We start from the raw sequence: 13299 nt of genomic DNA on the forward strand, positions 1-13299 counted from the left end.
TGTCCCTCTCTGGGACTTTCATTAGCACATGCTACCCAAGGCACAATTATTAAAAGGTGCAGAACATACAGACTGTATGTCTCGCCTTCTTGACCAGGCCACTCAAGCGTTGAAAACTTGGGAGGTGGTGGTCTCTGCCTTTCTCTCTCCGCCAGAGCTGGCAGAAGCCCAACAAATGTTTGCGCCTTTGACGGAAGTCTCGATTCTGGCTTGGGGGGGCTATCCCCAGGCTGAACGGCAGCGGATTGCGATCGCTCATTCGGATCTTCCCCTAGAGCAAGATCAGGTCGAGCTGTCTGCCCTCAGTATTTCCGGGAATTTCCTATTCGATCCAGCTACCCACCGTGACTTTTTAGGAGCCCTTCTGGGTACCGGGATTGTTCGCGATCAGGTGGGAGATATTTTGGTGTTGGGGGAACGAGGCGCTCAAGCGATCGCATCTCCGCAACTCGTGCCATTTCTGGAAACTCACCTGACCCAGGTGCGGACTGTGCCGGTGCAGGTGGAACCGATTCCCTTTGAGCAATTGAAGGTGCGAGAACCCCGCTGCAAGGAGATGACGACTGTCGAAGCCTCTATGCGTCTTGATGCAGTAGCCTCTGCTGGCTTTGGCCTATCCCGCAACAAAATGGTCAACCTGATCAATACGGGAGATGTCCGGGTTAACTGGAAAGACATTTCCCAATCCAGCTATACCCTCAAAACCGGAGATTTAGTCACGATCCGGGGCAAGGGTCGTCTGGAATTGGGTGAAGTGCAAATTACTAAAAAAGAGCGCTACCGGATTCAACTCAAGCGGTTTAGCTAAGAGTCTAAGGGAACCTGCTGCCAGGTCTCCTGTTCCACAACTGTATGGGCCTGCCATTGTTCTTGGGATTCGGGATAGTCGGCTCGATAATGGCCGCCCCGACTTTCGGTGCGAAAGTGAGCACTCTTGAGAATTAAGTAACCAATATCCAGCAAATTCTGGGTTTCTGCCCAAGCTCTTACCGGAATATTGGGATTAACCGTCACCGTTTGCCCTGGCGATATGTGGTTGAGTTGCTGGGATAAGGGAGAGCTTAGGAAGGCTTGTCGCCACTGATGCACTTGTGAGATCGCACGTTGCATCTGTTCCCCCGAGCGGGCAATACCAGCACTATTCCATAAAACTTCAGGAAGCTGAGCGCGAATCTCAGCCAACATTGATTCGTCTTGTGGCTCTATCTTTAGATCGGTACTCCCTAAGGCTTCAGTTTGGGGGATATCCGCAATCGGGATAGACGATATATCAAGATGGGCAAACTCAGCCGCAAACACTAAGCATTCTAAGAGAGAGTTACTGGCCAATCGATTAGCACCATGTACCCCCCGTGCTGGCAACTTCTCCGACTGCATACAGCCCGGGAATGGAGGTTTGACTTTGCAAATCGGTCCGAATTCCCCCCATCCAGTAATGGGCCGCGGGTGATACCGGAATGGGATTTTGATAAACATCCACTCCCCACTTCTGGCAAACCTGAATAATCTTGGGAAATCGTCGCTGGATTTTCTCAGGGGCGATGGGTCTCAAATCCAACCATACCTGATGGTCTTGGGACTCAGAGGCCTGTAAATGGGTAAAAATAGACCGACTGACCACATCCCTCGGTGCCAGTTCTCCCTGGGGATGATAGTCAAACATAAATCGATGACCGGAGGCATCCAAAAGATGAGCCCCTTCACCGCGCACTGCTTCACTAATTAAAAATCTGGGCGCACCCGGTAAGGTTAGAGCCGTGGGATGGAATTGAAAAAAACTCCAAATCTCGCAATTGGGCACCTGCCCGCCACCCCATCGCCACCCCCGTCGCCTGTACTTAAGGCTGGATTAGTCGTTTGTGAAAAGACTTGTCCGCCACCCCCTGTAGCTAAAATAACGGCTCCAGCAGACACCCAAGAAATCTGACCTGCCGATAGCAAACAGATACCTTGGCAACGTCCTGTATCGGCATGTTGCCATAGCTCCAGGGTGAACGTATCGGCCAGCACTTCTATATTCGATCGCTGCCACATTTGGGCGGTTAGGGTTTTGATCAGGGCTCTTCCCGTTGTATCCGCGGCATGGAGAACCCGAGGGCGAGAGTGCGCTGCCTCTAAGGTCGCAGCCAATTGCTGATCTTGACGACGGTCAAAGGCAATTCCCATCTCCAACAAGGCATGTACCTGAGATGGTGCTTGCTGCACAAGAAAATTAACTGCCTTAGTTTCACACAGCCCTACGCCTGCACTAACAGTATCTTGGGCATGCAGTTCCGGTGAGTCACCTTTATCAAAGGCGGCTGCGATACCTCCCTGAGCCCAATCGCTAGCAGATCGCGACAAACTATCTTTGGTAATCAGTCCAACCCTAACGTGTGAGGGGAGTGACAAGGCAGCATAAAGCCCGGCGGCACCACCCCCGACAACGAGGACATCAAAGTGGGAAGACACTTGAGTATGGAGATCTTGTGACAAGGTTCAAGAAAAATTGCTGTAATGCAGCATAAAAAATACTCTCCACCTTAAAGCAGTGGTCAAGTCAACGACTGCGTAGGCAGAGAGTGCAATTGTACAAACTGATGGAATAGAAGTTCGGCCACGTTCTAAACCATCAGTACATAAAGATAATTACTTCATGAAAGGCTTGTAAGAACCAGGATTATAACGGTCCTGACCACCAACCAAAGAAGGATCAGGGTCAGAAATTGTAAAGTTACCTAGGTTATCTTGTAAAGTTTTCTTTTGCTGGTCAGTTAAACCATCAATTTGTAAAACTTCGTCAACACTGCTGTATGGTGCATTCTGCACGACTTTACCAGCAACAGTGGGATAAAGGCCCTTGTATTTCATAAATGCAAGAACATTGGTGTTATTGACATCGATCTTTTGACCAAAGTCTGTTTCCAGTTTTGCGTCAATTGGGTTACGGTAGGCTTCTGCAAGCACGATGCTGGGGCCAGACTGTAAATTGAGGGCATTTACAGGTTGGGACCAACCAAAGAAGCTAAGGCATGTTGCCAGAGCTAGACCAATCAAACCAAAACGACGGACAAACGAATGCATATCCTTAAGTACCTCCCTGTCTCAGAGATTTCAACACAGCTCTTAAAAGAGCCTATCATCAACTACAGACTCCAACCCACAAAAAAAGTTTTTTAGGGTATTGTTTTCTGAAATTTGTATTTTCAATACACCAATATTACTACTGGTTGGTCTCTAAAAAAGTTTTGAGTTCGGGAAAAGAGCAAGCATAAGCTGGTTTAGGATTCACGTACCCCTTCAATTGCACCGTAAATTGGCGTAATGGCAAATCCTCGCTCTGCCATTCCTGCATATATTGATAAGTTGTCGCTCCTACCGCAATATCAAGACCAATTTGCTTTGTGCAAGTTTCTAAACGAAACGCTGCATTGACCGTATCCCCTAAGGCGGTATAGTCTGGCCGATCGCTACTGCCTGTATTGCCTACCATTCCATAGCCCGTATTGAGGCCAGCTCCAATTTTTAGGGGAAAGGGTAAGGGATAGACCAAATGGAGTTTCTGGGTCATTTCATTGAGCTGATGGATGGCCTGGAAGGGCTGCTGTAGGTCTTGCTGGCTCACATCTTGGGTGCCACCGTGAATCCATACGGCCATCACGGCATCACCGATATATTTATCAACCCAGCTGCCGTTGGCCCGAATAATATCCCCCGCTTTGCGAAACCAGGTGCCTACGACTTCGGATAAGAGTCGTTCATCCAAATTACGAGTGAGGCCAGTAAAGTTGCGAATATCGACTACTAATACTGAGATCAGCCGTCGAACATGCAGCAAAGCAGTGACCGGTGCTTCCGATAATCCCTGAGTGGCAGTAGATAAGCGAACCGCATCGGGATTATAGAATTCAACGTTGGTTTGGCCGAAGGTGAGTTTATCGCCATGTTTCAAAGACATGGGGACACTGACTCGCCGTCCATTTACAAATGAGCCGTTGTGACTCCCTAAGTCAATTAAATAGAGTTCTCTTGCGCCCATCGACTGGAGCATGGCATGGTTGCGTGACATCCATTGATCCGGTAGCACAATCGCGTTGTCAGACCCTCGGCCAATGGTCCAGTAGGAATTGCCAACGAGGGAGAGCTTATAGCTCCCCGATTCACCGTGAACATTGAGATAAGGATGATGGGCATCGCCATCAGGATGGGGCAACAGTGGACGAGATAACACCTCTGTAGAACTGTCAAACTCGGTACTAGAGCTGTTGAGTTCCTGCTGCAGTTGGATAACCTGTTGCTGTTGCTGTAGAACAATGGCAATCAGCTGTTCCCGAGTAAGACCTGAAAGGCTTTGGGAATTAAAAACAGAGAGCAGCTCAGGAGGCTCTGAAATAGATATGGTTTTACGAGAGTCATGGGTGGCCTCGTTGCCATGACTCTCGTGCTCGCAATTACTCGGGGTGCTGTCGGTACCAATCAATGGTGTTCTGTAATCCCTGCTCTAAGGTGATGTTGGCGGTAAAGCCGAATTTTGCTTTAGCTTTAGCCGTATCCAAACAACGACGTGGCTGACCATTTGGCTTATCCGTGAGCCAAACCACGTCACCTTTGAAGTCCATCAATCGACAAATTAAGGTAACGAGATCACGAATGGAGACTTCAGAATTCGTTCCCAAATTAATGGGATCAGATTCGTTGTAATCCTCCATCGCCATTATTATTCCCCGTGCAGCATCCTCAGAGTACAAAAACTCTCGGGTCGGTGTTCCATCGCCCCAAACTTCTAGTTGAGTTGCCTCAGCTTTCTGGGCTTCGTAGACTTTGCGAATCAGTGCAGGGATGACATGGGAGCTTTGAGGATTGAAATTATCTTCTGGGCCATATAAATTCACGGGTAGTAGATAGACCCCGTTAAACCCATACTGCTGCCGATAGGCTTGGAGCTGGACGAGTAACGCTTTTTTCGCCACTCCATAAGGTGCATTGGTCTCTTCGGGATAGCCATCCCAGATGTCTTCTTCTTTGAAGGGGACGGGAGTGAATTTGGGATAGGCGCAAATGGTGCCGACACAGACAAATTTCTCAACGTCCTTTTCATAGGCCGCATGAATCAGTTGGGTGCCCATCATCAAATTGTCATAGAACAATTCAGCAGGTTTGATTTGGTTTAAACCAATGCCACCAACATGGGCTGCTAAGTGGATGACAATATCCTGTCCTGCAACAGCGTCTTGACAAGCACTCAGGGATCGCAAATCACAGGTGGAAGAGCGAGGGATGGAAATATTCTCAAGTTGTGCCCCGGCTTTTTGCAGTTGGGCAATGACTTGACGGCCCAGAAAACCTGCGCCTCCAGTGACTAGAATTTTTTTGCTGGCAAGGTTGGATATAGTCATGATTATGTTTTGTCAAATACAGTTATTGACGGACAACCGAATTAAGCTGGGAATGCTAGGCTAATAATGCTAGCTTAGACATTCTCATCTATTTTTTAAAAAACTCCTATGGAATTGCATGAACAGGCTGACGAGCCCCCTGAACGTAGCTCCGATGTTCTTTCCAAGATTGCTGGAACTGCGATCGCATGTCTGACCTTGGCTATGCCGCTCTATGTGACAACGTACTATTCTTCAACCCGTCAACTTCCACTCTCTCCTCAGTTTTCTGAGTCCGTTATGGCAAAAGAGCGGCCCCAAAGCTAGGAGTTTGTTTGAGAGTTTGAGTCTGATTCTAACTGCACTTCAAAAGACTCATCTTCGACGGTGACAATATCACCCACACCGAGCTGTCGTCCACGGCGAACTTCAAGCTCTCCGTTGACTGTTACAAATCCAGACTGGATCAGATGTTTAGCTTGTCCGCCAGTAAGGGTGATCCCTTGAAATTTTAGAAATTGATCCAGCTTCATACGGTTGTTCTGTCAGGTGTTCATGGTTCTCAACCTAGGGTAAGCAATCTAGAACTAGAATGCTACCCCTCCCTTAAGCTTGGCCTGAATCATCAATAATGGAGCGAATCCCTTCAATGGATGCAGGAACAGAGCGAGGATCCATAAACATCACCTTGCTGCTGTCGCTTTCCCCGATGGTTGTCCCCATGTCCATATAATTCTGGGCTAACAGAAACTGTAGGGCCTGCTCAGCTTTGGGATCTGTTTTGAGGGCTTGACTGACAATTTGCAATGCCTCTGAAGTGGCATGAGCTCTCAGCACTCGATCCTGACGTTCCCCCTGGGCTCTGAGAACGATAGACTGTTGCTCCGCTTCTGCTTCTAAAATGGCCGATTTTTTACGGGCTTCAGCCCCTAAGACTTGTGCCTCAGCAGAGCCGCGTGCGGAGTTGACAGCAGCTTCTTTTTCACCTTCGGACGTTAGAATCGCTGCTCTTTTTTGGCGTTCAGCAGCCATTTGCAGTTCCATGGAATCTTGGACGGCTTTAGAAGGGGTGATATCTCGTAGCTCAACCCGTGTGACTTTAACCCCCCAAGGATCGGTCGCGCTATCTAGCTCTTGCAGAAGGATTTCGCTAATTTGAGTGCGGGCGGTGAAGGTTTCATCTAGTTCGAGCTTACCCATCTCAGCCCGAATTTGAGTTTGGACCAGATTGACCATGGCGGAAGAGAGGTTCTCAACCTTGTAATAGGCCTTCTCCATGTCGATAATCTGCCAATAAACCACGGCATCAACTGTAATGGCGACATTGTCGCAAGTAATACAGGATTGAGGGTCAATATCTAATACTTTTAGTCTTAATGTGTCCTTATAGACGACTTTGTCGATTACAGGCACAATAAAGTTCAGTCCTGGATCCAATCGTTTTTTTATAGCTGCCTAGATTCTCTACTAGGGCAGCATTTCCCTGATTAATAATACGGACAGAGCTAGCAACGCCTGACCCCCCTAATGCGACACATACGAAAAATAAAAAATTGCTCCATAGTCATACCCCTAATGATTTGTATGAATGATCTTTAATATTTTTTATGATTCTGAATGAAAGGTCAGACCTTCCCCAAATTCGGCAGGGATGATAAATAAGGTTGTTCCTTTCCGGCCCACGACGTAAACTTTGGTCTTGCTTTTAATGGTCAGATTCTCATCCTCACAGCGGGCTTGCCAGGAACTTCCTTCATAGATCACCCGACCCGTTTGGCCTGCCGGGATCTGAGTGAGTGTCTCGGCTTCCACCTCGGCTTGTAAAATTCTGGCGGTTCTTTTGGGCACAAACCGGCGGACTAATCCAATCAACAGCACCGACAAGAGCAACCAAATCAAAGCCTGAAGATAGAACTGGGGAATGACCAAAGAAATAACCGCAACAGCAAGGGCACTGATGCCCATCATCAGTTCGACAAAAGCGGTTGGTGTAATGACTTCAAATACACAAAACGCTAATCCTAGTCCTAACCATAGCCAAGCCAAAATCTTGTTCCTTACCGATTGCTGGATCTGGTTTATGCTTTACCCGCAGTATACCCAGGATGTTTCAGTTCTGTGGCTGACATAGGCAGTTTATACTTGAAGGCGCTAAATTAGAGCGGAGCTGGAATCAGCCCCAGCAGAAATTTACACACGATCACTATGGGGATTGTTCACTGGTTAAAGCGAGTATTAGAGCCAAAGCGTCCTCGATCGACACCTTCTTCGCCTTCTCAGCCTTCAACTACAGCCTCAGACGAAGAAACATCAACTTCCCCAGCGGGTCTTGCTGATCCACCCCAAAGTAGTCCAGCGGAGCCAGTCGAGGACGCTCCGTCGATTGCAGTGCAGACTGCAGTTTTGGCGAAACCTCCTCCTACTGTTCGTGACGTTGTAACCTCCAATATTCAGACTGTTGCTCCCTCCCGAGCTACCTGGGTATCAGTAGATAAGACTGTACAAGTGGGTAGCTACTGTCTGCCGGGTCTCGTTTATGTGGGGGACAACCTCAAAGGAATTAGTACCCATGTCAGCACTGAACCAGCCTTAATTCGACCGCAACTGAAACTAGATGAAGCGAAGCCCGATCGCAATGGCAATTGGATTAGCGAGTGGCCGTCCTATAGCGAAATCCCCTCTGCTAGCCGAGCTGCATATTTGGAGTGGTTGGCGGATGGACGCTGTGACCCTCAGATTCCATTAGGGTATGTTTATCTTTTCTTCTATGGTCTAGAACGCCGAGTTCTCAGAGATTTTCGACGGGCTAAACGGCCTATCCTGACAGAACTATGCACCATCATGGTCGAGGTGGAACGCCTCCAAAATCTGTACGGTGATCAAGAGACATTTGGCGAAAAGACCCGTCAATTCTTAGAGATATGCCGTTTCCTTATTCTCAACGAAATTACGGCTTTACCGCCCCCCTGGACTTTTGAAGCTGTAGAGTGGCCCCTAAGTTTAGAGGTCGGCTTAGGAACGTTAGCAGCGACTCAAACACCCCTCCCCGCAGATTGGGCTTTGTCCTGGGTGATGCATAGCTTTCCCAGTAAGTTGCGAACCCCTGCATCACGCTGCTTTCTAGAATGGCGGTCTTGGTTTAAGTATGAATATCATCAGAATTTTGGTGATGGGTTATTGCTAGAGCCTGATGCAGAACAAACTCTTCCTGCCGATACAGTTATCTATCAACCGACTAGCGTGTCCTTTGGGGGGAAAATTAAGCTGGACATCCCTGAACTGCCTAAAGTGGCGAATTCAGAGAAGATCTTAGAGCGGCTCCTACCTTTATTAGAAGCAGGGATGCAAACCCTCGACTCCTATAGCCGTTGGTTAGGACGTAATCCAGACGGGCAAGGCAGCTATAGTGCTCTGTTATTGCTGCCGTCGGAACTGATGGTGGAGTGTGCGTCCTCCCAGGTTAAGGCGTTTCGGGCTTGGGTGGAAAACAGTCTCACTGAAAGAGACATCGCTGTTGTGTGGGGACAAGACCTATTGCAGCAATGGCAAGACCCACCCCCAGACAAGCTGACGAAATCAGAGGCAACGGTGTTATCGGACTACTTGACTCGTGTGGGAATTGGGATTGAGCCGGATGTCCAATTGGGGGGCAAACCTCCGACTGCTAATCAACTCTATGTCCTTTTTCGTCTACCCGAAACATCCCTCGCTGCACCTTCCGAGAAATATAAATTAGCGACGCTGTTATTACACCTGGCAGTAATGGTGGTGGTTGCTGATGGAGCTTTGACAGGGGCCGAGTTCCAGCGCTTACAGAACTATTTAGCTTCAACGCCCCATTTACAGAATGGCGAACGGGCTAGGTTGCATGCTCATTTGCACGGTTTACTGGTCGATAAGCTCTCGTTGCGAGGGCTGAAAGTTAAATTGCAGCCGTTATCTGCGGATCGCAAGCTTGCGATCGCAAAGTTTCTCATTCACTTAGCGGCAGTCGATGGTGAGATCAACCCATCAGAAATCGCTATCCTCAGCAAACTGTATCCCTTGTTGGGACTAGAATCTCAGGCTGTCTACAGTCATATTCATGAAATGACCGTAGAGGCTCTACCCACAACGGCAACTTCTTCGCCTCCCAATTCTGATTCCGGTACGACGGAGACACTGCAATTAGATCGGGCATTAATTGATGCCAAAGTGACGGAGTCTGCCACGGTTTCTGCCTTGCTAGCCGATGTGTTTATTGAAGATGAGCCGCCGGAGGAGGTCGTTGAACCTGTCTGTGTTCCAGGTATTGCGGGATTGGATCAGCAACATTCCCAATTATTACAGCACTTGGGTCAACAATCTGAATGGCAGCGGCAGGATCTTGAACCGCTGGTAGATCAGCTAGGACTGATGCTGGATGGGGCTTTAGAAGTTATCAATGAAGTGGCTTTTGAGCAATGCGATGATCCACTGACGGAGGGGGAAGATCCCATTGTTATTGATGAGGATATTCTCCAAACCCTCTTAGATTCTGCTTAGGTGCAGCTGTGATCTAAATATAGGCTCGAATATCACCATAATCGTTGAGGGCATATTGGATTTGCAGCATGAGTCGAGGACGTGAGATGGGGCGTTTGCCTTTATGGAAGCAGAAAGTATCTTCCGCAATCCCCAATCCTGCCCGTCCGCAAACCGTTAAGACCTGATCGACTCCATAGGTATCCACTAGGCTTTGATCGTTCAGACTGGCACATCGTTGCCCCATCCATTGATGTCTGAGCTTTTTGCCCCAATGAGTTCCCTGAATGCAAACATGGGGACCGTTACTCTCATCCACATCTGTTAAGTAGAAAAAGAATTTTATCGAGCGATAGTCATCAATATCGTAGTGAAAGACTTGGGCACCTTTAATCTGCTGTTTCCAAGTGGATTCTCCAGGAAAACTCCACAACAACTCACTGCCAATGGCCGTGGGCTTTGCACCTAAATATTCGGTTGCGATCGCAACCAGTCCTGGATCATGAATAAGATTCTGCACGGCGGCACAATCTTGGGTACTCACACTTCCTAATTGGAACGAATATCCTAAGGCAGTTTCTAGAGTCACTCGATCCTTGTACTGGCAGCGAATATTGGCATCTCGATCTGCTGCAAAGGGAGTTTGATGGGCAAAGCCTACCAATTCATCGACCACGATGTCTGATAATTGAAGACCCGCATAAATACCTTGTTGGCGTAAAACGGTGGAGATTGTTTGAGGATCTGGAAACGTCACTAAAGACGTTTGAGACGGTGCGGATTCGTCAAATTTCCCATTGGCTGTCATCGCTCCCCATACCTGTCTAATCAATTCGATGCGAGCCAGTTTGCGCATCAGAAATAACTTGGGGTTGTAGACCAAACAGGTTATGGATCGAGACACATAGCAAAATAGTTTATCTAGAAACAGTCGATAGACCCTTGGTCGCACGACTTGCCTCAAAGCAGTGGCAACCATAGATAGGAATGAAACCTTGAATAGTGAAGAAACAGGATGCCAAAGGGGTTCTCACAAAAAAATTTCTCCTGAATTTCAGGAGAAAGCAAAATATTTTGCTAGGGAAGAAATATAAACCTAGCATGTCATTCTAAAAATTCAAGGCTTTGGACAATATTTTATTTTTTTGAAATTAAATATTGAGCGCTCTCACTCGATGAGATTTATTTCCCTGCACCCTCAATAATTTCAGACAAAAAAAATAACCCCAGTGGGGCTATTGGTGTAAGGAGTGGTACAAGACGCAATTTGCGCTTATCTAAGTTGATTTCATTAAAACGTAAAGGGGTGAAGATGTTGTGAAGTCAGGGACTTAAAGCTTGCTTAACCCAGAGATTGCAAAATATTTAGATCGACTTCAAGTGTTGCCGGAGATATTGGCTCAGCCAGTCAACACCCAAGCTGAGAAGGATAAAACAACCTAGCGTCCACAACACCCCTGAACTATCGAAACTACTCAGTTGTTCACTGAGTAAGCGTCCCAGACCTCCAGCGCCCACGAGCCCCCACAATCACCGTTTCCCGCATGCCTACCTCCCAGCGGTAGCAGGAATAGGCCAAAAAACGGGGCAGGGTCATGGGTAAAACGCCATAGAGGAAAACAGAGGGGCTAGAGGCTCCTTGGGCTTGCAGTGCTACCAAGGGCTGCTGATCCAAATTTTCATTGACTTCGGCCATTAGACGTCCCAGAATGCCGAGATTATGGATGCCAAGTGCGATCGCACCCGGTAGCACTCCTGGAAAGACGATAAACAACATCACCAAAGCCCAAATAGGTGCGGGTACAGAGCGGCAGAGCAACAAAAATAGCCGAGTCATGCCTACGAGTAGCCGACCGATTACTTGGCGTAACGGACTCGCTTGTGGGGGAAGAAAGAGTCCGCCAGGCAGAAAAAAATTGGCAGCCGTTCCAAAGGACAACACCATGCCCCCGCAGCCGGCACCCAGAATGGCGATCAAAGCCATGCCCAGGGTTTGGAGCGAAGCATCAAAGGTTTCCAATAGGGGTAGGCTAGGTTGTAACGGCCATAATCCTACGAATATTTGCTGGCTATTGTGCCAAGTTTGGGGGGCAACCAAGGCATATAGATCAGGGTCAATATAAAACCAACTCCAAGCTACTGCCCCAACTAGGCCAACGACCATCAGTATGCAGGAGAACAGGTTATTGGAGGCTGAACGTTCAGGATAGAGATGTTTATAATGCACCTGTTTATTCTTGGGCACATATTTTAGGTGCAAACTAATCCGGTTTTGGCAGCCCAGCCGCTGGCGACACCGAGCACTACTCCAATCAATCACGCCATTCAAAATGACTAAAGCATAGATAAAGGTCCATACTTGCTGGTATTGTAAGGACTGCAAACTCAAAAAGATTTCATGGCCCAACCCTCCAACCCCAATAATGCCTAAGGTTGCAGCTGATCGTAGGGAGCATTCAAAGCGATAGAAACTATAGGACAGTAGATTCTTGCTGGCAGAGGGCAATAATCCATATAGGAAGGCATTAAAGGGACGTCCGCCACTTTGAAGGATAGCCTCAAATGATGGATGGGGCGTATCGTCAAGAATGTCACCAAAGACTTTCGCTACGATAGCGCTAAAGGGAATGGTAATGGCTGCGATCGCAGTCAGCGGATCCAGTCCCCACAGATTAATTAGTAAGAGTCCCCACAACATTTCGTGAATGGCACGAGGGACTACCAGTAGGCTTCTTAAGCCCCGGCGTAAACTGGGAGCAATGTCTAAGACTTGCCCTCCCACGTCTGAAATGAGGATACTGCCGACAAAACCGAGGCAGATACTGAATACTGTGCCGCAAATGGCATAGGCCAACGTTGTTAGCAGTCCTTGCCAGGCGGTTTCCATCAACGTAGCTGTTAGATCAGGATGGAGGCTAGCTTGCCAAAACTCTAGAAACTGGGGCCAACCATTCAGGTTCCATAGTTGGCTCGTAAAGATAGCCAGCCCACTCCCAACCATGAGCAACAAACAAACACTAGGCAGCCATAGTCGTCTGAGGGCGATAGATTTTGAGGCCATGCCACCTCACTTATGCTTCAGAAGACTGATCTTGCCAAACCGTAATGGGGCGATGCAAGACAAGAATAGTTGGCTCAAAGACTGAATTCAGTTGGGAACAAGATAAGACCACTGCTTCATGACAATCTCAAAAAAGAAGCCCTCGTGCTGATTTAAATCCGTTTTCAGGTCAGCAGTAGGGCCGTAGACGCAGTTAGGAGGTATCTTGCCTTACAAGTTAGCGACACTATTCATTAAACGTAGATCTCTTAACGAAGTCTTCAGAGTTGATAGTGCGATAACCTCCATGTTTAATATACCTTCACCCTTATTTATCTTCATCAGAGAATTGGGATTGGCAATTGCTAGAATCAGGTCATCCTGCCTTAGTGCCTGTTGATA

General features: G+C 47.9%; 13 protein-coding genes and 1 pseudogene. 3 read left to right on the plus strand and 11 right to left on the minus strand.

Annotated elements, in window-relative coordinates:
- The first annotated feature begins 28 nt into the window (after positions 1-28).
- Positions 29-808 (plus strand): photosystem II S4 domain protein, encoded by a 780-nt coding sequence (locus HRE53_RS16770; protein WP_235107266.1) that lies wholly within the window; start codon positions 29-31, stop codon positions 806-808.
- On the opposite strand, the gene HRE53_RS16775 is transcribed toward HRE53_RS16770, so the two are convergent.
- The 6 genes from HRE53_RS16775 to HRE53_RS16795 form a co-directional block, all read right to left on the minus strand.
- On the minus strand, positions 805-1377 hold the full coding sequence (locus tag HRE53_RS16775; protein WP_235107267.1) for a hypothetical protein: 573 nt from the start codon (positions 1375-1377) through the stop codon (positions 805-807). The genes HRE53_RS16770 and HRE53_RS16775 overlap by 4 nt on opposite strands.
- A complete protein-coding gene (locus HRE53_RS34440) occupies positions 1334-1801 on the minus strand; it encodes an FAD-binding protein (protein ID WP_255800730.1) in 468 nt (155 codons plus the stop codon). Before HRE53_RS34440 ends, HRE53_RS16775 begins: the two co-directional genes overlap by 44 nt.
- Complete coding sequence (locus tag HRE53_RS34445; RefSeq protein WP_255800731.1) at positions 1750-2475, minus strand: FAD-dependent oxidoreductase; 726 nt, start codon at positions 2473-2475, stop codon at positions 1750-1752. The genes HRE53_RS34440 and HRE53_RS34445 overlap by 52 nt, the downstream gene beginning before the upstream one ends.
- A 153-nt stretch (positions 2476-2628) precedes the next feature.
- Positions 2629-3063 (minus strand): photosystem II complex extrinsic protein PsbU, encoded by a 435-nt coding sequence (psbU, locus tag HRE53_RS16785; protein ID WP_212664456.1) that lies wholly within the window; start codon positions 3061-3063, stop codon positions 2629-2631.
- Positions 3064-3202: 139 nt separating this feature from the next.
- Entirely contained in the window at positions 3203-4372 is a 1170-nt protein-coding gene (locus tag HRE53_RS16790) for an adenylate/guanylate cyclase domain-containing protein (RefSeq protein WP_396133453.1), read from the minus strand.
- Between the two features lie 58 nt (positions 4373-4430).
- The gene (locus HRE53_RS16795; protein ID WP_212664457.1) at positions 4431-5375 is read right to left on the minus strand and encodes a GDP-L-fucose synthase; all 945 of its coding nucleotides are present in this window, start codon (positions 5373-5375) and stop codon (positions 4431-4433) included.
- A 108-nt stretch (positions 5376-5483) separates the two neighbouring features.
- On the opposite strand from HRE53_RS16795, the gene HRE53_RS16800 reads away from it, so the two are divergent.
- Positions 5484-5681, plus strand: coding sequence for a hypothetical protein (locus HRE53_RS16800; protein ID WP_212664458.1), 198 nt, complete (start codon positions 5484-5486; stop codon positions 5679-5681).
- Here the strand turns inward: HRE53_RS16800 and HRE53_RS16805 are convergent.
- The 3 genes and pseudogenes from HRE53_RS16805 to HRE53_RS16815 all read right to left on the minus strand — a co-directional run bounded on the left by HRE53_RS16805 (position 5678) and on the right by HRE53_RS16815 (position 7400).
- A complete protein-coding gene (locus HRE53_RS16805; RefSeq protein ID WP_235107269.1) occupies positions 5678-5887 on the minus strand; it encodes an RNA-binding S4 domain-containing protein in 210 nt (69 codons plus the stop codon). The genes HRE53_RS16800 and HRE53_RS16805 overlap by 4 nt on opposite strands.
- Positions 5888-5960: 73 nt before the next feature.
- Positions 5961-6888 (minus strand): annotated as a pseudogene (locus tag HRE53_RS16810) (SPFH domain-containing protein); the annotation flags it as partial.
- Positions 6889-6959: 71 nt separating this feature from the next.
- On the minus strand, positions 6960-7400 hold the full coding sequence (locus tag HRE53_RS16815) for an NfeD family protein (RefSeq protein ID WP_235107270.1): 441 nt from the start codon (positions 7398-7400) through the stop codon (positions 6960-6962).
- Positions 7401-7559: 159 nt separating this feature from the next.
- On the opposite strand from HRE53_RS16815, the gene HRE53_RS16820 reads away from it, so the two are divergent.
- Positions 7560-9878 carry a TerB N-terminal domain-containing protein gene (locus tag HRE53_RS16820; protein ID WP_235107271.1) on the plus strand — a complete coding sequence of 773 codons (2319 nt, stop codon included), beginning with the start codon at positions 7560-7562 and terminating at the stop codon, positions 9876-9878.
- Positions 9879-9891: 13 nt separating this feature from the next.
- On the opposite strand, the gene HRE53_RS16825 is transcribed toward HRE53_RS16820, so the two are convergent.
- On the minus strand, positions 9892-10836 hold the full coding sequence (locus HRE53_RS16825; protein ID WP_235107272.1) for a hypothetical protein: 945 nt from the start codon (positions 10834-10836) through the stop codon (positions 9892-9894).
- A gap of 504 nt (positions 10837-11340) precedes the next feature.
- Positions 11341-12918, minus strand: a complete 1578-nt coding sequence (locus HRE53_RS16830) for an ABC transporter permease (RefSeq protein WP_235107273.1) — start codon at positions 12916-12918, stop codon at positions 11341-11343.
- Positions 12919-13299: the final 381 nt, after the last annotated feature.

This window comes from Acaryochloris sp. 'Moss Beach' (assembly GCF_021497025.1).
In the GTDB taxonomy this organism is placed as follows: Bacteria; Cyanobacteriota; Cyanobacteriia; order Thermosynechococcales; family Thermosynechococcaceae; genus Acaryochloris; species Acaryochloris marina_A.

Bases quoted from the DNA above. Each gene is read 5' to 3' on its own strand.
- HRE53_RS16770 (WP_235107266.1), top strand. From the start codon at position 29: ATGCTACCCAAGGCACAATTATTAAAAGGTGCAGAACATACAGACTGT.
- HRE53_RS16825 (WP_235107272.1), bottom strand. From the start codon at position 10,836: ATGGTTGCCACTGCTTTGAGGCAAGTCGTGCGACCAAGGGTCTATCGA.
- HRE53_RS16795 (WP_212664457.1), bottom strand. From the start codon at position 5,375: ATGACTATATCCAACCTTGCCAGCAAAAAAATTCTAGTCACTGGAGGC.
- HRE53_RS16830 (WP_235107273.1), bottom strand. From the start codon at position 12,918: ATGGCCTCAAAATCTATCGCCCTCAGACGACTATGGCTGCCTAGTGTT.
- HRE53_RS16775 (WP_235107267.1), bottom strand. From the start codon at position 1,377: ATGCAGTCGGAGAAGTTGCCAGCACGGGGGGTACATGGTGCTAATCGA.
- HRE53_RS16805 (WP_235107269.1), bottom strand. From the start codon at position 5,887: ATGAAGCTGGATCAATTTCTAAAATTTCAAGGGATCACCCTTACTGGC.
- HRE53_RS16800 (WP_212664458.1), top strand. From the start codon at position 5,484: ATGGAATTGCATGAACAGGCTGACGAGCCCCCTGAACGTAGCTCCGAT.
- HRE53_RS16820 (WP_235107271.1), top strand. From the start codon at position 7,560: ATGGGGATTGTTCACTGGTTAAAGCGAGTATTAGAGCCAAAGCGTCCT.
- psbU (WP_212664456.1), bottom strand. From the start codon at position 3,063: ATGCATTCGTTTGTCCGTCGTTTTGGTTTGATTGGTCTAGCTCTGGCA.